This window comes from Bradyrhizobium sp. ISRA430 (genome assembly GCF_029909975.1).
Lineage (GTDB): Bacteria > Pseudomonadota > Alphaproteobacteria > Rhizobiales > Xanthobacteraceae > Bradyrhizobium.
In genome coordinates this window covers 498,330-520,570 of record NZ_CP094516.1, presented here as the reverse complement: position 1 = coordinate 520,570, position 22,241 = coordinate 498,330, and the positions used below count along the sequence as shown (strand labels likewise).

The following is a 22,241-nucleotide window of genomic DNA, read 5'->3' as shown; positions in this document are numbered from 1 at the left end:
ATTCCACGACGGCAGCCATTGCGAAGTGATCGTTGCGAGCGCGGACAGGACGACCCCGGCGACGATCAGCGCGGCCAGTGCTTCGATCAGAGTGAAGCCGGCCTGGTCGTCCCGATGAGTGGATGCCGAGCACATCAGCGAGCTGTCCGCGCAAGTCGTACCGTCCGCACGTCGACGCTTGCTCCTGAGGCGGAGCGGACTCGCAACTCCACCAACTCGGGTATCCAGCCCGCCTGGCCGGCGGCAAGATCCCAGCCCGAGCCGAGTGGCGCGACCCGCATGATCCACCGTCCGGAAGCTGACTCACCACTCGCGGCACCTGGCACAAGCCGGCTACGATCGGGAATTGCAGTCACAAGGGATGCGTTCGCATCTTCGATCAGGGTGACCTTTTCCTCGATCTTTCGGACGGCCCGCATATTCGACGCCACGACCGCGCCGATGGCCGCCAGCGACAGGCTGACCACGGCCAGTGCGATCAGCACCTCAATCAAAGTGAAGCCGGCTTCACCCTCTTCAACCATTGGCGAGCGAACGAGAGACAATGTCGACCCTCCCGGTCAGCCAGTTGATCCTGATCTCGAGACGCAGGTCTGCCCGCGCGATTGCAATCGCTCCGCCGCAGGATAGACCATCCGGAAAAAAGCTGATCGTCGAGAACACTGGGCGCTGGTTGCAGTTGCGCGGCAGGACCGCCTCGAAAGCGACGTCGTCCGGCACCCGGACCGCGGCGGATCCGGCGCCCGAACGGATCGACCGGCCCGATGTATCGATCTCGGTATCCACTCTCACGCCGCTGCGGAGCGACACAGCGCGGTCCGCCTTCAGGATAGAAGCCGCCTCAAGGGCATAAGCCTGCAGCCTTGCCTTCGAGGTCTGCCGCGGCACCGACGGCAACAGCACGGTTACGAGCATCGCGAGGATCGCGAGCACGCAAACCATCTCCAGCAGCGTAAAGCCGCGCTGACCGTCGTCACTCATTGCGGGCGCTTCTCTGCGTGGCGAGCGAGATGTCGGCAGCCGTGCCGCTACCTCCCTCCTGACCATCGGCTCCATAGGACAGGATGTCATAAGGTCCGTGCTCGCCGGGGGAACGATACACATAGGGCGTATTCCATGGATCGGTGGGCAGAGCCCCGCCTTTCAGATACGGGCCGTTCCAAGCCGTGATGCCGGCAGGACGGCTCGCCAGCGCACCCAATCCTTCGGATGTCGAGGGATAGCGGCCGACATCCAGATAGAACAGGTCGAGCGCACTCGAGAAGCTCTGTAGCTGGATCTTCGCCGTCTTGACCTTGGACTCGCCGAGATAGTTGAGGACCCTTGGCCCGATCAGCCCCATGATCAGACCGATGATGGTGATCACGACCAGCATCTCGACCAGCGTGAAGCCGCGCTCGCCATCGCGGGCCGCCATCGAATGGCGCTGCATCAATCTCGATCCCCATGCAGGGCGACCCAGCCTCGATTGGTTCCTCGCTGTCATACCGATCCTCCTTTCGCTCCGTCAGCCGACGAGCTGCGTGACTGAGAGCAATGCCGTCATGACCGAGACGATCAGGCCTCCGACGACGACGCTGATCGTCAGGATGGCGACGGGCCCGACGATTCCCAAAACACGATCCAGACTGCGCTGCAGCTTGGCCTCGTAGAATTCCGCGATCCGGCCGGCCAGCGCCGGCAATTGTCCGGTTTCCTCGCCAAGTCGCAGCATGCGCACCGCCATAGGAGGGAGAACGTTCGACGCCGCCAGCGCTTGGGACAGCTTGCCGCCCTGCCGAACGCGATCAGCCGCTTCGACCCAGGGCGCGGACGACGAGGTCACGGACATGACATCAACGAGAATGCGCTGCGTCGTCGTGAGGTTTACGCCGCAGCCGAGCAACAATCCCAGATTCCGGCAAAACAGGCTCGTGCGATAGAAGATGAAGATGCCGCCGATTCCGGGTAGTCTCGCAAGTCCCGCGACGAGCGAAGCGCGCACCTTGGCCTGCCGCAGGAGCCACCATCCGCAAGCCAGCACGACCGCACACGAGATCGAAATCAATGCGCCGTTGGCCCGCATCACGTCAGAGACGTCCATGAAGAAGCCGAGTGCCGTGTCGGCCCGCCCGCCGAAATCGCGAAGCACCGATGAAAATTGCGGCAACACCACCAGAATGAAGAACAGCATGACGCCGATCGCCGCGAGCAGAACGAAGGTCGGATATTGCATCGCATCGGCGAGCTTTCGCCGGGTCGCCTCGGAGCGCTCGCGCTCGCCAGCCAGCACCTCAAGGACGTGGTCGAGCGTACCGGACGCCTCGCCTACGCGCATGAGTGCCCCATACATCGAAGGAAACAGTTCGGGTTGGGCAGCCACCGCATCGGCAAAACTCTCGCCACCGAGCACGGCCATCCTCAATCGCCCGACCACCGGACGCAGCCGACCGACGTCGGAATCGCTCGACAGCAGTTCAAGAGCGTCGTCAAGACGCGCTCCTGCCTTCAACAGCAGCGCAAGATCCCGTGTGAAGGTCGTGATCTCCGCGCGGGACGGGCGGTTCAGTCCAAATCCGCCGCGCAGCGCCGGAGCCGATCGGGCCTCCTCCACGGCCTCGATCGGCAGGAGCTGCAAGTAGGAAATCCGGCGCTCGACCTCCGCTCGCGTCGGCGCGACCAGAGAGCCTACGACGATCTCTCCCGACTGGGTCAAGGCGCGATAGCGGAAACTCGGCATGATCCTACTCAGCGCGCGGCAATCACACGGAGGATTTCGGCTGGCGTGGTGATGCCCGCGCGGCATTTCGCGACCCCATCGTCAAGCATCGTCGTCATCCCCTCGCGGATCGCCAGACGATCGATTGCCAGACCATCGGCTTGCTCCCCGATGAGTTCTCGGAGACCGCTGCTGAGCTCGAGCAGCTCAAAGATCCCGACCCGGCCGCGATAGCCGCTCTGGCCGCATCGTTCGCAACCCCGCTGCTGCCATAAGGTCTCTCCGCTTCGGAGCCCGAGGTGATCGAGCCTGGTATCCCGGGTCTCTTCGTCCGGGCGGAAACGCGTCGGCACCTTGCAATGCTCGCAGAGTTGCCGGACCAACCGCTGCGCGACGACGGCGCGTAGCGTGGAACGCAGCAAGTAGCCTTCCACACCGAGATCCAGCAACCGCGGCACAGCCGCCGCGGCCGTCTCCGTATGCAGTGTCGTGAGCACGAGATGGCCTGTAAGCGCCGCATGGACGGCCACATGAGCCGTCTCGGAATCGCGGATTTCGCCGACCATGATCACGTCGGGATCCTGCCGAACAAAGGAGCGCAGTGCGCTTGCGAAGGTAAGCCCGATCGCCGGCTTGATCTGGGACTGATTGATGCCGGGAATTTCGTATTCGACCGGGTCCTCAACGGTCAGGATCTTCCGCTCGGGTACGTTCAGCATCGACAGGATCGTGGCAAGCGTTGTCGTCTTGCCGCTTCCCGTCGGACCGGTGACGACGATCATGCCGTAAGGTAATGTAATCAAGCGGCGCAGGATGGCATCGTCCCGCTCGGAAAGACCCAGCCGGCTCGCGACGAGCTGCGAGCGATCCTTTGGCAGAATGCGCAGAACCGCGGACTCGCCGTGCTGGGTCGGCATGATCGCGACACGCACGTCGATCTCGGTTCGGCCAGCCCGGATCCGCGCCGCTCCGTCCTGCGGCAGACGCCGCTCGGCAATATTCAATCCGGCGATGATCTTGATGCGGGAAATGACCGCCTGGGGAAGTACGCCCGCCGGCGGCTGGATGGCACGGAGCAGTCCGTCGATCCGGAGCCGAACCGCAAGACCGGTCGAGAATGGCTCGATGTGGATGTCGCTGGCGCGCATCTCAACGGCTTTTTCGATCAGATCGGTGACCGCGCGCACGACCGGCGCGCCGCTGGCCAGGTCGCGCAGGCTCTCGATATCGTCATCGCGCAGGTCCTGAGCGGCAGGCTGCTCGCCATCCTCGGAGTGACCAAGCTTTTGGTCGAGAACGATGGCCAGATCTTCGACCGACGCCACCTTGAAGGTTGTCCGGGCTCCGAGCACGAGCTCCGCCGCTCTTCTGGCCGCATGATCGGTCGGGTCCGCCATCGCAAAAACGGGCGTGTCGTCCGCCAGACGGCAGGGAAAAGCGAGAACCTCCCGAAGGAAACGTTGCGAAAACTCGTCGGTCGCAGAGGCGGCCGCCAACATCTCCCGCAGACCAATTCGCATCAGACCGCAAAATCGAGCAGCCTCGTCCGCGAATGTGTCGGCCGGTATGTCGAACGATTCCCAGGCTCTGGCCGGCCGCTCGCCAATAGCCGCGCCCTTCTCCGGATGTCCCGGGAAGATCAGCCGAAGATGCTCGATGAATTGCGAAGACGATGTACCGCTCATGACATGATCCGGTTGCGCCTGCGCGTGACGCCGTTGGCATCTTGCAGCTAGACCGGACGTCGTTATCGATCCGAAATATGACGACTGTACGAACGTCGCTCGATGTATCCACGCGGCAGGCGCACTCGCCCACAAATGCGGAGCGTCTCGGCTCGCAAAACATAACTGTCATAATTGATCGCTAAGGATGACCGATGATCTGGGCGGCGCCTTCCGGCATCGGATCAGCAACGCGAGTAGATCGGCAAGTCCATGTTTCGTTTCGGCAATCGAAGCCAGTCCGGTGCGGTTGCCCGCAACATCGTGCTTGTCGCGATGATGCTTCTGTTCGCGTCATGTAACATGGCTACGATCAGTGGGCCGGCTACGGCGCCGGCTGATGTTGACGTGCTCGACAAGGTGCGATCACTCGACATCTTGCCGCGTGGCGATCAGCCGGTCGCTGCGATCCAGTCGCGTCCCGAGACGCAGCGCGTGACAAATCGCACCTATGAGGGCGCGGTGATCTCCGACGTCGCCGAGATTCGGCCACAGCCGACCTCGAGCGGTCCGGGCTATGACCTGAACTTTGAAAACACGCCGGTCGCGACCGTCGCAAAAGTGGTACTCGGCGACATTCTCGGCCTTGGCTATACGATCGACCCGCGCGTGCAGGGCAGCGTCAGTCTGATCTCTGCGCGACCGGTGCCCAAATCCGACATCGTCTTCGTGCTCGAGAGCGCCTTGCGACTGTCGGGCGTCGTGCTGGTGCGCGATGCGGGCGGATACAAGCTGACGCCACTCGGCGACGCCGTTGGCGCCGGTCATGTCGACGCCGCGGCCGGTCGTCCCGAGGCTGGTTACGGAGTCTCGGTTGTTCCACTGCAATATGTTGGCGCCCAGACCATCCTCAAGCTGATGGACAGCTTCGCAACGCGCGCTGGCAGCGTCCGCGCCGACCCGACGCGCAACCTCCTTCTGATCCAGGGTACTGGAGCTGAACGGCGGACCGCCGTCGAAACCGCCCTCAGCTTCGACGTCGATTGGATGCGAGGCCAGTCAGTCGGAATCTTCCCGGTCAACAATTCCGCACCCGAGCCGCTGATTGCCGAGCTCGAAAAGATCATGGATTCCGGTGAGAATGGCCTCAGCCAGAATCTCGTCAAGCTCCAGGTTGTCAATCGGCTGAACGCCATTATGGTCGTGACGCGCAAACCTGCCCTGCTCCAAGCTGCGGCGACCTGGATCCGACGCCTCGACCAGGCGGACTCGACCCGAACCAGTGTCCACGTCTATCGCATCCGCTATGGCGATGCTCGACAGCTCGCCAAGGTGCTGACCGAAATGTTCGTGGGCAGTGCCTCGGCGTCGCTCGACAGCGCCGAGAACCAGCTCGCTCCCGGATCGGGCGGCACGACGACATCGGTTGCCGAACGATTGTCATTCAACACCAACTCGTCCAGCGCATCGGCAAGCCCGGCCAACCGCCTCCAGGGCGCCGCAGGCGCTGGCTCCACCACCCCGTCCGGATCCACTTCCTCAAACGGGGCAGCGTCCAGCGGTGGGCTCGACACGAGAAGCGGCGGCGGACAGCCGCTCATGCCCAATGTGCGCATCACGCCCGATATCGTGAATAACGCGCTTCTGATCTATGCCGACCGCGAGAATTATCGAACCATCTCCAGCACTCTGCAGCAACTCGATCAGCCGGTGCTGCAGGTCGCAATCGACGCCACCATCGCGGAGGTCACGCTGACCAACGAGCTGAGTTACGGGGTCCAGACTTATCTGACCAGCAAGCAGCTCGGCCTGAAGGCCAACCAGGGCTCGATCCTCAACACGCAATCAACCTCGGCGCCATCGACAACGACGACAACCGATGCGACCACCGGCGTCGTGAGCACGGTGACGAGCGCCATGATCAACCGCGCATTTCCCGGCTTCAACTTCCTGATCGGGTCGGAGTCACAGCCGGCCGCCATCCTCGACGCACTGCATGAAGTGACCAGCGTCAAAGTGCTGTCCAATCCGTCGCTCGTCGTCATCAACAACCAGACTGCAACCCTTCAGGTAGGCGACGTCGTCCCGGTCTCGACTGGCAGTGCGACCGTGCTGTCCTCCAGCAATACTGTGGTCAACACCATCGACTACCGCAACACCGGCATCATTCTTCGCGTCGTGCCGCGGATCACCGCAAATGGAAACGTCCGTCTCGAAATCGAACAGGAGATCAGCAACGTATCGCCCCAGACCTCAACCAGCCTCACTCCGACCGTGTCCCAACGCAAGGTGAAGAGCTCGGTTTCGGTGGCAAACAGCCAGACCGTGCTCCTGGCCGGATTGATCAGCGAGCAACAGAACGGCAGTCGCAACGGTATCCCGCTGCTTGACGAAATTCCCGGTCTTGGCGACGCCTTCTCACACCAGGGCAAAAAGGGCACGCGCACGGAGCTGATCATATTCATTCGCCCGCAGATCATTCGCGATGGCAGTGATGCACATCAAATAGCCGAGGAGCTGCGCTCGAAGCTTCGCGGCACGGTTGGCGCGAGTATCACCGATGACCTCCGTGTCCAGACCGTCCGCTGACGCCCCGGTTTCGATGCGCCTCGTAAGGGCCGCACTTCTCCTTTCGCTGCTGTGCTGGCTGTTTGCTGGGTCTTCCACCCTCGCCGATCCGATTGCCTCAGCGCGCGGTGCATATGCGCGCGGCAACTTTGTGCAGGCCGTCAACCGGCTGACGCCTCTCGCGTTGCGCGGCAATGTGGACGCGCAGGCGATGCTCGGCTTCATGTATGAGAACGGGTTCGGAGCGCCGCAAGCCTATGACGCTGCGGCCGACCTCTACACCCAAGCTGCGATTGCAGGCAATCCGTTCGCCCAGGCGATGCTCGGCCTGATGTACGACAAAGGGCATGGAGTGCCGCTCGACGTCGTGCTTGCCTACAAATGGTTGAATCTCGCCGCGGGCCGTGCGGGAAGGCTGCAGCGTGCCTATTACATCCGCCTGCGTAACGCGGTTGCTTCGAAGATGTCGGTCGACCAAATCGCCCAGGGACAGGCTCTTGCGCTCGCCTGGGCCCCCGGTCGTTGGTGAAGTCTTCGCCCGACTGCAGGGCGATTCCCGAGATCCTTGCAAATTCAATCGTGAACCGGCGCTACGCGGCCACCGTTCGAGATCGACGACAACGTAGCTCTCATCGACAGCACGCGACGGTTGCGCAGATGAGTTGCCGTTTTTTCCCAAGCTTTCACGGTTTTGAATCACAAGCGACACCGCACTGCAATTCGCGCTCGCGATAGTTCGCCGCGGGCTCATCAAGCCTCGCCTCCCTCCACAATTCTCCCTTGGAGATGACCATGAGAATAGCGAACGACCGATTCAAGTCGCTTACCCTCGCAACAACAGCGTTCTTCACCGTAACGAGCATCGCACCTGCATTTGCCGGAGCGACGAGGACACCGATCGAGCACGTCATCATCATCGTCGGTGAAAATCATACGTTCGACAATCTATTTGGCACTTACAAGCCGAAGGCCGGCCAGACGATCGACAATCTCCTGAGCAAGGGCATCGTCAACGAGGACGGCACGCCGGGACCGCATTTCCGGAAGGCAGAGCAACGGATCGGGCGCGACGAAGTCCGCTACAATGCCGAGACAATTTCGACCGACGCCTATACAGCTCTGCCGCAACCCTACACCACCTGGGCCTCAGGCACCGGCCTTCCGCAAAACGTGCTTGACACGCGCTTTCCGGCGAATTTGCCGAACGGCCCCTTCCAGATCAGCAAGTACGTGCCTTACGCGGCCTATACCGGCGACCCCGTGCACCGCTTCTTCCAGATGTGGCAGGACATCGACGGCGGCAAGCATGACAAGTTCGTATGGGTTGAGGAAACCATCGGCACCGGCTCGAACGGCCAGCCCTATCCGGCAGGCGGCTTCAATCCCATGGAAGGCGCCATCTCCATGGGCTTCTACAATATGAACCCCTTCACCGATGCGTCCGGAAAGCCGCAGCCGGGTGATGCGCCCTTCTTCAAGTCGATGGCCGATCAGTATGCCATCAGCGACAACTATCATCAGGCGATCATGGGCGGAACGGGCGCAAACTTCCAGGCGCTGGTCACCGGCCACGCCGCCTTCTTCACGAACCCCGAATCGCTCGACGGTTCTGTTGCGGTGCCCTATGCCAATCAGATTGAAAATCCAGATCCGGCGCGCGGCACCAACAATTACTACACGCAGGACGGCTACAGCGGCGGCTCCTACGTGAACTGCTCCGACCCCAGTGCTCCCGGCGTCGCAGCCATCAACGAGCAGCTCTACAAGAACAACGTTCGCAACAACAACTGCTCTGCGAACCACTACTACCTGGTCAACAACTACAACATGTATTGGAACCAGAACAGCACGAATCCGCAGACGCTCGGCTCGGACAAGTTCGTCTTGCCGCCCCAGAGCGCCCCAACGATTGCCGACGTCATGACTGCAAAGGGTGTTTCGTGGAAATACTACACCGCTGATCGCGGCGACGACGTGACGACTTTCGCGGCGGCCGTGGACGGCGTCGCGATCCCCTACCATTATTATTGCGGCATCTGTGATCCACTTACCGGCTTTCTCAAGATCATGAAGAATCCGACCGAAGAAGCGAAGCTGCAGAATTACGGCGCGTTCCTGAAGGATGTCCAGAACCACACGCTGCCGGCGGTTTCGTTCGTCCGTCCGTTCGAGGCTTTGGCCGGGCATCCGGCGGATTCCACGACGGACCTCTACGAGAAATTCCTCGAGACGCTGGTCAACCGTGTCAAGGCCAATCCGGAGCTTTGGGCTACGACTGCCATCTTCATCACCACCGACGAAGGCGGTGGTTACTATGACTCGGGTTATGTCCAGCCAGTTGACTTCTTGGGCGACGGCACCCGCATCCCGTTCATCCTGGTTTCGCCCTATGCCAAGAAGAGTTTCGTGGATCACACCTACTACGACCACGTGTCGATCGTGAAATTTATCGAGCGGAACTGGCACCTTCCGACCATCTCAGCCGTGAGCCGTGACCGGCTGCCAAATCCGGTCCACGATGGCGACGATCATCGATATGTTCCGAAGAATCGTCCAGCGATCGGCGATCTGATGAACATGTTTACGTTTGCCGATCGCGACGGTGACGGCGATCACGATCGCGACGATCGCTGATCCAGCAATCATGCGCTTGGCTCAACGCTGATTGAACCAGACAACTCCCGAGGCCCGCGACATGAACCGCCGCGGGCCCACTGTTTCGGCATCGACCAGCCCTTGCTCAACACACAGGGACAGCGGCTCGAGAACTTTACGCGGGTCGAAACGTTCGGCGACAACCAGGCCAATGGCAACAACGACGCGCGCTGGCTCAGGTGACCGTAGACCCCAGAAGCCGCGACGCAAAGTCGACGTGATGCCTGACCAGCCGGAGCGTCGCGACCGGTATGCTGACCTCAACCAGCGCGGGCAGTTGCGCTATCGCGGGCAGTTCCGCAAGGGCCCGCCGAAGATCGGGACCGGGGCGACTTCGGCACCAAGGAGTTCAACGACGCGGTCGATACGGCCATTGCCGGGCAGATCGCCGAGTACGGCATTTGACGGCGACTATCTCAACGCGCAGAAGCAGCGCAATGCAATGCGCACGCCCCTACCGTGTGCAAGACGAGAGCCGAGGGCCGCTTATGCCGACTGTACGGAGGCGCAGATGATGGCGATGTCCGGCTGGACCGACCTGAAGATGCCGGCCCACTACATTACCAAGGCTAGGCGCGACAAACTGGAGCCAGCGGCATGGAGAAGGTGTCATTCGACCATAATCAAAACGAGAACATCGGGGATTTCACGCCGTTGCGCGCAGTGAACGCAACAGTAACGCCGATCGGTTACTTCCGGAAAGAACCGTAAGAATTTCAACGCTAAACGTGGGTTTATGGTGCGCTCGGAGGGACTCGAACCCCCACGGTGTTACCCACTGCCACCTCAAGGCAGCGCGTCTACCAGTTCCGCCACGAGCGCTAGGAGATGCCGGCCTGAGGCTTTAAGGTCGGCCGGATCAGCGGCGCCGATCTAACAAATCCATCAGGGGGATACAAGCCTGCATAGGAGGCGAATTCCACAAGCTTGCGCGGAAAGATCTGCCCGGACCGGCCTTATCTGGTGCCCGGCGAGCGCGGCAGCATCTGCTTGACCTCGACCGCGATCCGGTTGCGGTCGACCAGCACGACGCCGGAGGCGACCGGCAGGTTGTTGGCCAAAACCTTGACCTCGTCGGCCTCGGTCGCATCCAGCTCGATGATGGCACCGCGGGAAAGACGTAATACTTGATGGATCGGCATAGTGGTCGTCCCGAGGACGACCATGAGATCCACGGTGACTTTATCGAGTGTGGGCACTTGGCACCGCCGCAACTTGGGACTTTCGCATTTGCTCTCGCGATGATCACCACGTTATGGTTAGCCAATGGTTAATGACCGTCAAAACCCCCGCCAAGACCTCGATTTGACGCCGTTTTCCGCCTCCACCGGCGCGCCCGTGGAGTGGCGGATTTCGGACGTCCCTGTGCCCTATCCGGACGCGGTAGCTGCCATGGAGGCGCGCGTCGCGGCGATCGCGGCGGGCGAAGCGCCCGAGCTGGTCTGGCTGCTCGAACACCCCCCGCTCTACACCTCCGGCACCTCGGGCAAGCCCTCCGATCTGCTCGATTCGCGCTTTCCGACCTTCGCCACCGGGCGCGGCGGGCAGCTCACCTATCACGGCCCCGGACAGCGGGTGGCCTACGTCATGCTCGACCTCAAGCGCCGCCGGCCGGACGTCCGGGCCTACGTCGCGGGCCTGGAGGAATTGATCCTCCGGACGCTCGCCGCCTTCAACATCCGCGGCGAGCGGCGCGAGGACCGGGTCGGCGTCTGGGTGAGGCGGCCGGACAAGGGGCCCGACCACGAGGACAAGATCGCCGCCATCGGCGTCCGGCTGAAGCGCTGGGTGTCGTTCCACGGCATCGCCATCAATGTCGAGCCGGACTTATCGCATTTCGCCGGGATCGTGCCCTGCGGCGTCGCCGATCCCCGCTACGGCGTCACCTCGCTGGTCGATCTCGGCCACCCCGTGACGATGGCCGACGTCGACATCGCGCTCCGGCAGGCCTTCGAGGAGCTGTTCGGCCCGACCAAAGCGCTGCTGCCGGAAGCGGCGGCCTAAAAGCGCGATCGTCATCGCGCTTTAGGTTATCGTTTGCGCATGATCTCCGCGCAAACGCGTTCCGCGTTTGTCGCGAGGGAAAACCGCCGCACACTTTTCCGGATCATGCTCTAAGCGGCCGCGCGGTCCGGCGCCACGTCGAGCTTGCCGGCGATGTAGCGGCGCTCCTGGGTGAGGCCGCCGAAGCCGTAGGCGTCGCCCCTCACCTCGTCGACATGCAGATAGGTCTCGTGATGCAGCGGGCCGAGGAGCTCGCCCATGCGCTTGAACATGGCGGCGAGATAGGTGGCCTTCTCGTCCTTGGTGTTGGTGCCTTCGGTCACATGGATGTCGATCCAGTAGCTCGCGAGCTTCTGCTCGGCGAGCGAGGCGCCGCCCGCGAACCAGTCGCTGGCGTCGACCGACTTGACGATGATCGCGGTGACCTTGGGGTCCTTGTGCAGGATCTTTGCGGTGAGCTCGGACACGGCGCTCGCGATGTCTGCCTTCAGTGAAGGCGATTGGCGGGAGGTGGTGTAGGACACGGTGATCAGCGGCATGGTCGTTCTCCTCTCGAACTGTCGCGCGGGCTTCGCGCGGCGTCGGTGGAAAGCTAGACCGCCCGCCGTCATTTTGGTATCTTATCCAGATTGATACCAGTGATAACATCTCGTAATGAAAGCCACACTCGACATCGCCACCGTCCAGGCCTTCCTGCTGGTCGCCGACCTCCAGAGCTTTACCCGCGCCGCCGAAGCGCTCGGCACGACGCAGGCGGCCGTCAGCCTCAAGCTGCAGCGGCTGGAGACGTTGCTGGCAAAACGCCTCGTCGAGCGCTCGCCTCGCGCGGTCCGGCTCACCGCCGATGGCGCTGCGTTCCTCGATCGCGCCAGGGCGCTGATGGAGGCGCATGACCGCGCGCTGTCCGACGGAGCCTCGGCCGCGCAGTCGCTCTCGCTCGGGATCTCCGACCACGCCGCGGGCCCCGAGCTGGTGCCGCTGCTCGAACGCCTGCACGCGATGTCATCCCAGCTCACCCTCGCCGTCACCATCGGCTTCTCGCGCGAGGTGCAGGACGCCTACGATATGGGCCGGCTGGATGCAGTGATCGTCCGTCAGGAAGGCAGCCGGCGCGGCGGCGAAAAGCTTGCCGAGGACGCGTTCGGCTGGTTCGCGGCAAAACGCTTCACGCTGCCGCGCGGTCAGCCGCTGCCGCTTGCCACGCTCGCCCCGCCCTGCGGGGTTCGTGCCATCGCCGTGCGCGCGCTCGACAAGGCGGGCATCGCCTGGCGCGAGCGTTTCGTTGGCGGCGGCGTCACGGCAGTGGTCGCGGCCGCGCTTGCCGGACTTGCAGTGGCACCGCTGGCGCGGCGGATCGCGCCTGCGGGGCTGGTTGACGTTGGATCGGCATACAAGCTGCCGAAGCTCGGCAGCTCCAAAGTGATGCTGCATTCGAAGGTCAGCGATCCCGCAAAACTGGCGGCGCTGCGTACCATTGCGGCAACGTTCCGAAGCGTAGCGACGACTTGACGTCGCGCACTCTTACAGGATCGCCTCGAATGCGCTGCGCAGCGTCTCGTATCTGAACACGAAACCGCGGCTCAGCACCCTGTTCGGCCCGACGTCGCCCCTGATCCGCATCGTTGGATCTTCCTGCATACCCCGCGCGCGATTTGCCTAAAAATATCCCACGATACGGGAACAATCCCCCACCGTGGAGCGTTTGCAGGGGTTGCCGCAGGGTCGAGGGCATGGTGAAAAAGTCCAATCAGCAGAGAGACTTGTTCGATAGCGAACGCAGTTTCCGGCTGCTGGTTGAAGGCCTTGCCGACTACGCCCTCTACTTGCTCGATCCCAACGGCATCATCACGAGCTGGAATGTCGGCGGCGAGCGCATCAAGGGCTATTCATCCTCGGAAATCCTGGGCCAGCATTTCTCGCGCTTTTATACCGAGACCGACCGGGCCAACGGCAAGCCCGCCCGTGCGCTGCGAATTGCCCGGGACAAGGGCCGCTACGAGGAAGAAGGCTGGCGCGTCCGCAAGGACGGTACCTTCTTCTGGGCGAGCGTCGTGATCGATCCGATCTATGAGGACGGCGAGCTTGTCGGCTTCGCCAAGATCACGCGCGACATCACAGAGCGGCGCGATGCGCAGCTCAAGCTCGAGGCGATGCAGAAACAGCTCGTCGAGTCACAGAAGTTCGACGCGCTCGGCCAGCTCACCGGCGGCGTCGCCCACGATTTCAACAACCTGTTGATGATCATCAGCGGCAGCCTTCACATCCTGAAGCGGGGAACCCACAACGACGCGAAGCTTCACCGCGCGATCTCCGCGATCGATACTGCGACCAAGCGCGGTGCCGCACTCACCAACCAGCTCCTCACCTTCGCGCGGCGGCAGAGCGTCAACCCGCAGACGATCGATTTCGCCGAGCGCATTGCGGCAATCCGCGAGGTGCTCGACGCCGGCATCGGCAGCTCGGTGCGTCTCGTCTTCGACTTCGAGCGCGGAGCCTGGCCGATCACGGCTGACGTCGCCGAGCTCGAGACGGCGTTGCTCAACCTTGTCATCAATGCCCGCGATGCGATGCCCGACGGCGGCACGGTGACGATCGGCACCCGCAACATCGTGCTCGACGAGCCGCCGCACGTCGGCGAGTTCGTTGCGATCAGCGTTGCCGATACCGGGCTCGGCATCCCCGCCGACGTACTCGACAGGATCTTCGAGCCGTTCTTCACGACCAAGCCGATCGGCAAAGGCACTGGCCTTGGCCTCTCCCAGGTGCACGGCTTCGCCCACCAGGCCGGCGGCACGGTCAAGGTTTCAAGCCAGCTCGGCAAGGGCGCGACATTCACCATACTCCTGCCGCGCGGGAGCAACGCGCCGGCGCGGGAAGCGAGCGAGGCGGCTCCGTTCCGCGGTAGCGGCACGGTGCTGCTGGTGGAGGACAATCCGGACGTCGCATCGGTCAGCACCGGGCTGCTGGAGCAGCTCGGCTACAATGTGCGCCGGGTCGCCGATGCCGAAGCTGCGCTACGCGAGCTGGAGAAGAACGGTGTCGACTTCGTGTTCTCGGACATCGTGATGCCCGGCAGGATGGACGGGCTCAGCCTCGCCCAGCATTTGCGTCGGGTCCACCCCCGCCTGCCGATCCTGCTCGCCACCGGCTACAGCGACGCTGCCGCCGATGTCCGTGGCGATTTCCCGATCCTGCGCAAGCCCTACGAGATCCACGAGCTCAGCGAGGCGATCGCCAAGCTGCCGCGGTGAAGCCTGCTGCTTCTTCTCGCCCCGCAAGCGGGCGATGGAGTGCACCTACACCGTCGGCAGCACCGAGAACGCTTCCCCTGCCCTGCGCAGGTTCAGCTCATCGGTGCCGGCAGTCTCGCTGGTGACGCTGTCGACGCGCGAGGACGGCGGACCGTGGCGGCACAGCGCGATCATGTCGGCGACGTGCTTCGGCGAGCCCGCAAAAAGCGCTTCGACGCTGCCGTCGCGCCGGTTCCGGACCCAGCCTTCGAGCCCGCTGGTGACAGCCTGGTACTCGACCCAGGCACGATAGCCGACGCCCTGGACGCGGCCGCGGATCGTGACCTGGAGAATTGCCCGGCTCATTTTTTCAGTCCGAGGAACTCGGCGCTACGCGCCTTCATGTCGGCCTCTCGCATCACGCGGCCGGTCAAGTCCGACGATGCGAGGCCTTTGAGGTTTTTCGGCGGCGTGCCCTCACGCAGCGCCTTGAGCGTGTCATGGACAGCTTGCGTCGCAGCCGCGATCGGCGCGTGGCCCTGGAGCGCGATACACACGCGCTGGCCGGCGAGATAGTCGAGCGTGTTCAGCTCGTCCGGCGCACCGCCGAGCACGATCGGCAGGCGCGTTGCCGCCGCGATCGCTTCGAGCTCGGAGCGGGACTTGATGCCGGTGAAGAACAGCGCGTCGACGCCAGTAGCCTCATAGGCCTGCGCGCGGCGGATCGTGTCGTCGAGCGAGGTGATCGAGGCCGCCCCCGTGCGGCCCATGATGACGAGCGAGGGATCGCTGCGGCCGTCCAGTGCCGCCTTCATCTTGCCGACACCTTCCTCAAGCGGGATCAATTGCGTCCTGGCTTCGCCGAAAGCGGCCGGCAGCAACGTGTCCTCGATGGTGAGGCCGGCCGCGCCCGCGGTCTCCAGCTCCTGCACCGTGCGCCGCACGTTGAGTGCATTGCCGTAGCCATGGTCGGCATCGACCAGCACCGGAAGCCTTGCCGCGCGGGACATCCGCCGCATCTGCTCGGCGAGCTCGTTCAGCGTGATCAGCGCGATGTCGGGATCGCCGAGCACGGCGAGCGAGGCAACCGAGCCGCCGAACATGCCGAGCGGAAAGCCCAGATCCTCGGCGATCCGGATCGAGATCGCGTCGTAGACCGAGCCGGGGCGGATGCAGGCCGAGCCCTTCAGTATGGAGCGCAGTTTTTCGCGGCGGGAACGAAAGGCCATGGTGCCCTCTCAACTGTCGCGACGCAGCCGCAACATACTCCGTCATTGCGAGCGCAGCGAAGCAATCCAGAATCTTTCCGCGGCGGCAGTCCGGATTGCTTCGCTGCGCTCGCAATGACGAAGTTTGTGGGGCCCGGCTGAGAGCCCCACTCACACCCTACGCAAACTCCAAAATCAGCGCGTCCACCGCGAGCGTGGCGCCCGCGCTGGCATGGATCTTCTTCACAGTGCCGTCGCGCTCGGCGCGCAGCACGTTCTGCATCTTCATGGCTTCGACCACCGCGAGCGTCTCGCCGGCCTTGACCTCCTGACCCTCGGTCACCGCGATCGAGACCACGAGGCCGGGCATCGGACAGAGCAGCTTCTTGCCGGTATCGGAGGCCGTGACGACCGGCATCAGTCGCGCCGAGGCCGCTTCCGCTTCGGTCCAGACATAGACCGGCACCTCGACGCCCTGGTGCGCGAGGCGGACGCCGTTCGCAATGGGCCGCGCCTGCACCGCGATGATGTGGCCGTCGATCGTGCCCTGCCAGACCGGATCGCCCGGCTTCCACGACGACTGCAACAGATGCGCATTGCCGGCCTTGCCCTCGGCGTCGAGGAAGCGCACCACGATGGCATCGCCCTCGCGGCCGACCTCGAGCAGAATCTCGTCACGGTCGAGCCACACCGCGCGGCGCCGCTCGCGTTGCACAATCCGGCCGCCGAGCTGCCCGGAGATCTGCCGCTTGCGCTCGCCTAACACGTGATCGATGGCGGCGCCGACCGCCGCGATCCGGCGGGCGACCTCGCCCGCCGCCGCATGCGGCGCAAAGCCGCGCGGAAATTCCTCGGCGATGAAGCCAGTCGACAGCCTTCCCTCGCGCCAGCGCGGATGGCTCATCAACGCCGACAGGAACGGGATGTTGTGGCGGATGCCATCGACGTAGAAGGCGTCGAGCGCGGTTGACTGTGCCTCGATCGCGGCGGCGCGCGAGGGCGCATGCGTGACGAGCTTGGCGATCATCGGATCGTAGTGGATCGAGATCTCGCCACCCTCCTGCACGCCGGTGTCGTTGCGCACGGTAATGCCGTCCCTGCTCGCTTCCGCTGGCGGCCGGTATTTCACCAAGCGCCCGATCGAGGGCAGGAAATTGCGGAAGGGATCTTCGGCATAGAGGCGCGATTCCACCGCCCAGCCCGTCAGAGTGACGTCCTTCTGCGCGATGGTGAGCTTCTCGCCGGCGGCGACGCGGATCATCTGCTCGACGAGATCGATGCCGGTAACGAGCTCGGTGACGGGATGCTCGACCTGGAGGCGCGTGTTCATCTCCAGGAAGTAGAAGCTCTTGTCCTGCCCGGCGACGAACTCGACCGTGCCGGCCGAGTCGTAATTCACGGCTTTCGCCAGCGCGACCGCCTGCTCGCCCATCTTGCGGCGGGTGGCTTCGTCGAGCAGCGGCGACGGCGCCTCCTCGATGACCTTCTGGTTGCGGCGCTGGATCGAGCATTCGCGCTCGCCGAGATGGATCACGTTGCCATGCTTGTCGCCCAGCACCTGGATCTCGATGTGGCGGGGATCGACGATGAATTTTTCGACGAAAACGCGATCGTCGCCGAACGAGGCCTTGGCCTCGGCCTTGGCCAGGTTGAAGCCCTCGGCGACCTCGGCCTTCGAATGCGCGATGCGCATGCCTTTGCCGCCGCCGCCGGCGGAGGCCTTGATCATCACCGGATAGCCGATCTCGTCGGCGATGCGCACCGCGTGCCGGTCGTCCTCGATGACGCCGAGATAGCCGGGCACGGTGGAAACCTTGGCCTTCGCCGCGGCCTTCTTGGACTCGATCTTGTCGCCCATCGCCGCGATCGCGTCGGGATTCGGGCCGATGAAGACGAGGCCGGCTTCCTTCAGTGCGCGCGGAAACGCCTCGCGCTCGGACAGAAAGCCGTAGCCGGGGTGCACCGCTTCCGCGCCGGTCTTGCGGCAGGCGTCCACGATCTTGTCGATCACCAGGTAGCTCTCGGCCGCAGCCGGCGGGCCGATCAGCACCGCCTCGTCGGCCATCTCGACATGGAGGGCATCGCGGTCGGCCTCGGAGTAGACCGCAACCGTCTGAATTCCCATCCGGCGGGCAGTCTTGATGACCCGGCAGGCGATTTCGCCGCGATTGGCGATCAGAATGCGTTTGAACATGTTCTTCTTGAGCTTCGTCCTTGGGCGGGACCCCTCCCTGGCCGGTGGCGGGCCGGTCGGGACGGGCCGTATGCCTGTCGTGGTACAGCAAAATGGGCCGGAGGCAACGGTCTAAATCCGCGCCCCTGGCGTACCAGCGCAAGACCGAACGGGGCCCGGCGAGGTCTTGCGGACCGCCCCTATGGCTTCCCGGCCGTGGCCATGCCCCGCACGAGGCTATTCACAAAGCCGCGTTTGGCGACCACCGCAGGCGACAGGATGAAGGGATAGAGGTCGCACAGGCCGATTGTCCGGTTGACGCTGTTGATGGCGAAGAAGGGCAGCCATGCGCTGACGAGCGCCTGGACGTCTCTGGCCTCATAGGGGGTGAAGCGGATGGCGCCGTTAACCCCCGTCGCGGTCGACCTGGGGGCGCACCTCCATGCCGAATTCCGCAGCCATCTCCAGCGTGTCGACGAAGTGGAGATCGTTCGCCAAGGTCTCAGCAAAGTCCTCCCAGGGGTGCATCGTCGCGTAGGCCGACACATGGGTCTGCTGCCCGTCCGGCGGCGCGCCAAGGCGACCCCGATGGCCGGTTCTCGAAATAGAGGATGTTGCCGCAGGCCTGACAGAGAGCTTCAAGATTTAGCCTCTCCTGAAACGAAGTCTTGCGAGAGCGCGCTTGTTGCGTCCCGCGACGACGCATCCGAAGGCCCGATCGTTCCGGTCTCCGGAACAAATTGCCAAACACGGCGTTGCCGGCCGTTCATGCCTTCCCCATCTGACGTCACGATACGCCGACAGCGACGGATCCTTTCCTTAAGCACTCTCCCATTGAGCAATGGTCATCCCGCCCCGTCTGTGTGAAGATCGGCCCGGCACGTGCGCACCCGCATCACAACGGCCAACGCCTTGAACGACACCTTGCCCGAGACCATCGCCGCCGAAAGGCTGCGCCAGCACCTGGAGGAGATCGCGCGCGAGCGCGACAACGCCTATCGTGCGCTCCAGGAGCGCGAGGCGGAGCTCGCGCGGATCCAGCGCATCGCCGGCGTCGGCGGGCTTGAGATTGACTTCCGCGACGGCGTCAAGAACCGGCGTACGCCCGAATATCTCCTGATCCACGGTCTGCCGCCCGAGTCAGCCAACGAGACCTATGGCGACTGGAAGCAGCGAATCCATCCCGACGATCGCGAGCGCACGATCAAGCGGCTGTTCGGCACCCTCAAGAGCGAGAGCGACGATTATTCCGACACGTACCGCATCATCCGCCCCAACGACGGCGAGGTGCGCTGGATCCGTGTTGTCGGCAAGATCGACCGCGATGCGAGCGGCCGCGCGGTGCGGCTGGTCGGCGCCGACCTCGACGTCACCGACCAAATGCTGGCCCAGGCCACATTGCGCGAGAGCGAGGAGCGCTTTCGGCTGATCGCCGACAGCGCGCCGGTGCCGATCTGGGTGACCAAGCTCGACCGCAAGCGCTCCTTCGCGAACCAGGCCTATGTCGATTTCGTCGGCCTGCCCTACGACCAAGCCATTGATTTCGACTGGCGCAAGGTGCTGCATCCGGACGACCTGCCGCGCGTGCTGCAGCAATCGGTCCAGGGCGAGGCGTCGCTCAAGCCCTTCGTGCTGGAAGCGCGCTACAAGAATGCCAATGGCGAGTGGCGCTGGCTGCGCTCGGAATCCCAGCCGCGCTGGGATCCGACCGGCAAGCACATCGGCTTCATCGGCGTCGCCCACGACATCACCGCGGCCAAGCAGGCCGAGATCGAGCTGAGGCGGCTGAACGAGACGCTCGAAGAGCGCATCACCGAGCGCACCGCAGAGCTCGAGTCCAACGAGGCGCGGCTGCGCGCGATCCTGGAGACGAGCAACCAGTATCAGGGGCTGGTCAATCTCAAAGGCGAGCTGGTTTACGCCAACCGGACTGCGCTCGACGGCATCCGCGCCGAGGTACGCGATATGATCGGCAAGCCGTTCTGGGAGACGCCCTGGTTCACCGCCACGGAGGGCATGAGCACCATCGTGCGCGAGGCCTTCGACACCGTGCTCAAAGGCGAAGCCGTACGACTGGAGATGCGCCTGCGTCTTCCCGTCGGCGAGCGCGATTTCGAGTTCGGCATGCGCCCCGTGCTCGACCGCCACGGCAACATTTCCGGTGCGGTGCCGGAAGCCGTCGACATCACCGAGCGGCGGCGCGGCGAGGAGGCGCTGCGACAGTCGCAGAAGATGGAGGCAATCGGCCAGCTCACCGGCGGCGTCGCGCACGACTTCAACAACCTCCTCACCATTATCCGATCCGCGACCGACTTCCTGCGCCGCCGCGAGCTGCCGGAGGAGCGCCGCCGCCGCTATGTCGATGCGATCTCCGAGACCGTCGAGCGCGCCTCCAAGCTGACCGCCCAGCTCCTGGCCTTTGCCCGCCGGCAGCCGCTGAAGCCGCAGATCTTCAATGTCGGCAGCCAGGTCGAGAGCGTGGCGCAGCTTGTCCGGCCGCTGGTCGGCGGCCGCATCGAGATCGCGGTGGAGATCACGGACGCCGACTGCTTCACCGTGGCCGACATCGCCCAGTTCGAGATCGCACTGATCAACCTTGCGATCAATGCCCGCGATGCAATGGATGACGAAGGCCGCCTCACCATCGCGGTCCGGAAGGTCTTGGGCATTCCGAGCCTGCGCGCGCAATCGGCGCGCGGCGGGGACTACGTCGCGATCTCGGTGTCGGACACCGGCAGCGGCATCGCGCCGGAAAACATCGACGCCATCTTCGAGCCGTTCTTCACCACCAAGGAGGTCGGCAAGGGCACCGGGCTTGGCCTGAGCCAGGCCTTCGGCTTCGCAAAGCAGTCCGAAGGCGACATCGAGGTGACGAGCACGCAAGGCCACGGCGCGACCTTCACCATCTATCTGCCGCAGGCGCAGAGCCCTGCCGGGGAGAGGGAAGCCGCAGCACTGACCAGCGAGGCCGCAACCACTGGGCGCGGTTACCGCGTGCTCGTGGTCGAGGACAATGACGATGTCGGCCGTTTCTCCACCGAGCTCCTCGAAGACCTCGGCTATGTCGTACGCCGCGTCGCCAACGCCAATGCGGCGCTGGCAATCCTCAACGAGAACGAATTCGCCGTCGACCTCGTCTTCTCCGACGTCATCATGCCCGGGATGAACGGCGTCGAGCTCGCCGGCATCATCCGCGAGCGCTATCCGGGCCTGCCCGTCGTGCTCACGAGCGGCTACAGCAATGTGCTCGCCGAAAACGCCCACCGCGGTTTCGAGCTGATCCAGAAGCCGTATTCGGTGGAAGCGCTGTCGCGGATCCTGCGCAAGGCGATCACGGAGAAGCTGTCGGTTGTGCGGTGAGTGCAGCCCCAATGTCGTCCCGGCCTAGTGCGCAATTGCGCACGGGGGCCGGGGACCCCATAACCACAGGATTGTGTTTGGCGAAAACGACGACGCGCGTGCCTCAAGGGAGATTCCGCGGTATGGGTCCCGGCCTTCGCCGGGACGACACCTGAGTTTAGGCTGCAGTCATCCGCATAACGACCGCTGAACAGCCACCGCATCGGATACCCACCCGTGAAACCCGCCCTCCTCTCCGCCTGGCAGACCTGGGCGTTTCTGTCGGCCTGCTTTGCCGCGTTGACCGCGATCTTTGCCAAAGTCGGCGTCGAGAACATCAATCCGGATCTGGCGACCTTCATCCGCACCATCGTGGTGCTGCTCGCCTTCTCCGTGCTGCTGTTCCTCACCAGCCAGTTTGCCGTGCCCTCGGCGATCTCGTCGAAGACCTGGCTATTCCTGGTGCTGTCGGGACTTGCGACCGGCGCGTCCTGGCTCTGCTATTTCCGTGCGCTGAAGCTCGGTCCCGCGACGCTGGTGGCGCCGATCGACAAACTCAGCGTCGTCCTGGTTGCCCTCTTCGCCTTCGCCTTTCTCGGCGAGCGCCCGACCTCGCAGGGCTGGCTCGGCATCGCCATGATCGGCGCCAGCGCGGTGCTGCTGGCGATAAAATTTTGAGGTATTGATCAGGCGACAAGTCAC

General features: G+C 63.8%; 19 protein-coding genes, 1 tRNA gene and 1 pseudogene. 8 read left to right on the top strand and 13 right to left on the bottom strand.

The features are described from left to right. Positions 1-134 precede the first annotated feature (134 nt). The 5 genes from MTX21_RS02805 to MTX21_RS02785 form a co-directional block, all read right to left on the bottom strand. Entirely contained in the window at positions 135-545 is a 411-nt protein-coding gene (locus tag MTX21_RS02805) for a type II secretion system protein (protein WP_348637472.1), read from the bottom strand. Next, on the bottom strand, positions 517-981 hold the full coding sequence (locus tag MTX21_RS02800) for a prepilin-type N-terminal cleavage/methylation domain-containing protein (protein ID WP_280970413.1): 465 nt from the start codon (positions 979-981) through the stop codon (positions 517-519). The genes MTX21_RS02805 and MTX21_RS02800 overlap by 29 nt, the downstream gene beginning before the upstream one ends. Beyond that, on the bottom strand, positions 974-1,432 hold the full coding sequence (gene gspG / locus MTX21_RS02795) for a type II secretion system major pseudopilin GspG (RefSeq protein ID WP_280970412.1): 459 nt from the start codon (positions 1,430-1,432) through the stop codon (positions 974-976). Before gspG ends, MTX21_RS02800 begins: the two co-directional genes overlap by 8 nt. A gap of 75 nt (positions 1,433-1,507) precedes the next feature. Continuing rightward, positions 1,508-2,719 (bottom strand): type II secretion system F family protein, encoded by a 1,212-nt coding sequence (locus MTX21_RS02790; protein WP_280970411.1) that lies wholly within the window; start codon positions 2,717-2,719, stop codon positions 1,508-1,510. Positions 2,720-2,727: 8 nt separating this feature from the next. Beyond that, complete coding sequence (locus MTX21_RS02785; protein ID WP_280970950.1) at positions 2,728-4,383, bottom strand: GspE/PulE family protein; 1,656 nt, start codon at positions 4,381-4,383, stop codon at positions 2,728-2,730. A gap of 252 nt (positions 4,384-4,635) precedes the next feature. Here MTX21_RS02785 and gspD point away from each other — a divergent pair, with 252 nt between their 5' ends. From gspD to MTX21_RS02770, 3 genes are all read left to right on the top strand, one after another. Continuing rightward, complete coding sequence (gene gspD / locus MTX21_RS02780) at positions 4,636-6,951, top strand: type II secretion system secretin GspD (protein ID WP_280970410.1); 2,316 nt, start codon at positions 4,636-4,638, stop codon at positions 6,949-6,951. Beyond that, positions 6,932-7,459, top strand: coding sequence for a tetratricopeptide repeat protein (locus MTX21_RS02775; protein WP_280970409.1), 528 nt, complete (start codon positions 6,932-6,934; stop codon positions 7,457-7,459). Before gspD ends, MTX21_RS02775 begins: the two co-directional genes overlap by 20 nt. 257 nt (positions 7,460-7,716) lie before the next feature. Then, positions 7,717-9,564, top strand: coding sequence for an alkaline phosphatase family protein (locus tag MTX21_RS02770; protein ID WP_280970408.1), 1,848 nt, complete (start codon positions 7,717-7,719; stop codon positions 9,562-9,564). A 758-nt stretch (positions 9,565-10,322) separates the two neighbouring features. Here the strand turns inward: MTX21_RS02770 and MTX21_RS02765 are convergent. Both MTX21_RS02765 and MTX21_RS02760 read right to left on the bottom strand, forming a co-directional pair. Further along, positions 10,323-10,407 (bottom strand) — tRNA-Leu (locus MTX21_RS02765). Positions 10,408-10,541: 134 nt separating this feature from the next. Next, entirely contained in the window at positions 10,542-10,784 is a 243-nt protein-coding gene (locus MTX21_RS02760) for a FliM/FliN family flagellar motor switch protein (protein WP_018647371.1), read from the bottom strand. 67 nt (positions 10,785-10,851) lie between these two features. Here MTX21_RS02760 and lipB point away from each other — a divergent pair, with 67 nt between their 5' ends. Further along, positions 10,852-11,589: a lipoyl(octanoyl) transferase LipB gene (lipB, locus tag MTX21_RS02755; protein ID WP_280970407.1), complete on the top strand. Its 738-nt coding sequence runs from the start codon at positions 10,852-10,854 to the stop codon at positions 11,587-11,589. Positions 11,590-11,699: 110 nt separating this feature from the next. Here the strand turns inward: lipB and MTX21_RS02750 are convergent, their stop codons facing one another. Then, positions 11,700-12,128, bottom strand: coding sequence for a 4-oxalocrotonate tautomerase family protein (locus MTX21_RS02750; protein WP_280970406.1), 429 nt, complete (start codon positions 12,126-12,128; stop codon positions 11,700-11,702). A gap of 115 nt (positions 12,129-12,243) precedes the next feature. Between MTX21_RS02750 and MTX21_RS02745 the strand changes: the two genes are divergently transcribed. Further along, positions 12,244-13,098, top strand: a complete 855-nt coding sequence (locus MTX21_RS02745) for a LysR substrate-binding domain-containing protein (protein WP_280970405.1) — start codon at positions 12,244-12,246, stop codon at positions 13,096-13,098. A 12-nt stretch (positions 13,099-13,110) separates the two neighbouring features. Here the strand turns inward: MTX21_RS02745 and MTX21_RS02740 are convergent, their stop codons facing one another. After that, entirely contained in the window at positions 13,111-13,209 is a 99-nt protein-coding gene (locus MTX21_RS02740; protein WP_280970404.1) for a DUF1731 domain-containing protein, read from the bottom strand. A gap of 110 nt (positions 13,210-13,319) precedes the next feature. Between MTX21_RS02740 and MTX21_RS02735 the strand changes: the two genes are divergently transcribed. Continuing rightward, positions 13,320-14,840, top strand: a complete 1,521-nt coding sequence (locus tag MTX21_RS02735; RefSeq protein ID WP_280970403.1) for a PAS domain-containing sensor histidine kinase — start codon at positions 13,320-13,322, stop codon at positions 14,838-14,840. Between the two features lie 45 nt (positions 14,841-14,885). Here MTX21_RS02735 and MTX21_RS02730 read toward each other — a convergent pair whose 3' ends face one another. The 4 genes and pseudogenes from MTX21_RS02730 to MTX21_RS02715 form a co-directional block, all read right to left on the bottom strand. Further along, on the bottom strand, positions 14,886-15,185 hold the full coding sequence (locus MTX21_RS02730; protein WP_280970402.1) for an acylphosphatase: 300 nt from the start codon (positions 15,183-15,185) through the stop codon (positions 14,886-14,888). After that, the gene (locus MTX21_RS02725) at positions 15,182-16,048 is read right to left on the bottom strand and encodes an isocitrate lyase/PEP mutase family protein (protein ID WP_280970401.1); all 867 of its coding nucleotides are present in this window, start codon (positions 16,046-16,048) and stop codon (positions 15,182-15,184) included. Before MTX21_RS02725 ends, MTX21_RS02730 begins: the two co-directional genes overlap by 4 nt. A 157-nt stretch (positions 16,049-16,205) precedes the next feature. Then, positions 16,206-18,221: an acetyl/propionyl/methylcrotonyl-CoA carboxylase subunit alpha gene (locus MTX21_RS02720; protein WP_280970400.1), complete on the bottom strand. Its 2,016-nt coding sequence runs from the start codon at positions 18,219-18,221 to the stop codon at positions 16,206-16,208. Positions 18,222-18,400: 179 nt separating this feature from the next. Further along, positions 18,401-18,776 (bottom strand): annotated as a pseudogene (locus MTX21_RS02715) (putative zinc-binding metallopeptidase); the annotation flags it as partial. A gap of 306 nt (positions 18,777-19,082) precedes the next feature. Between MTX21_RS02715 and MTX21_RS02710 the strand changes: the two are divergent. Continuing rightward, positions 19,083-21,560, top strand: a complete 2,478-nt coding sequence (locus MTX21_RS02710; RefSeq protein WP_280970399.1) for a PAS domain S-box protein — start codon at positions 19,083-19,085, stop codon at positions 21,558-21,560. Between the two features lie 216 nt (positions 21,561-21,776). Further along, positions 21,777-22,217, top strand: a complete 441-nt coding sequence (locus tag MTX21_RS02705) for an EamA family transporter (RefSeq protein ID WP_280970398.1) — start codon at positions 21,777-21,779, stop codon at positions 22,215-22,217. Positions 22,218-22,241: the final 24 nt, after the last annotated feature.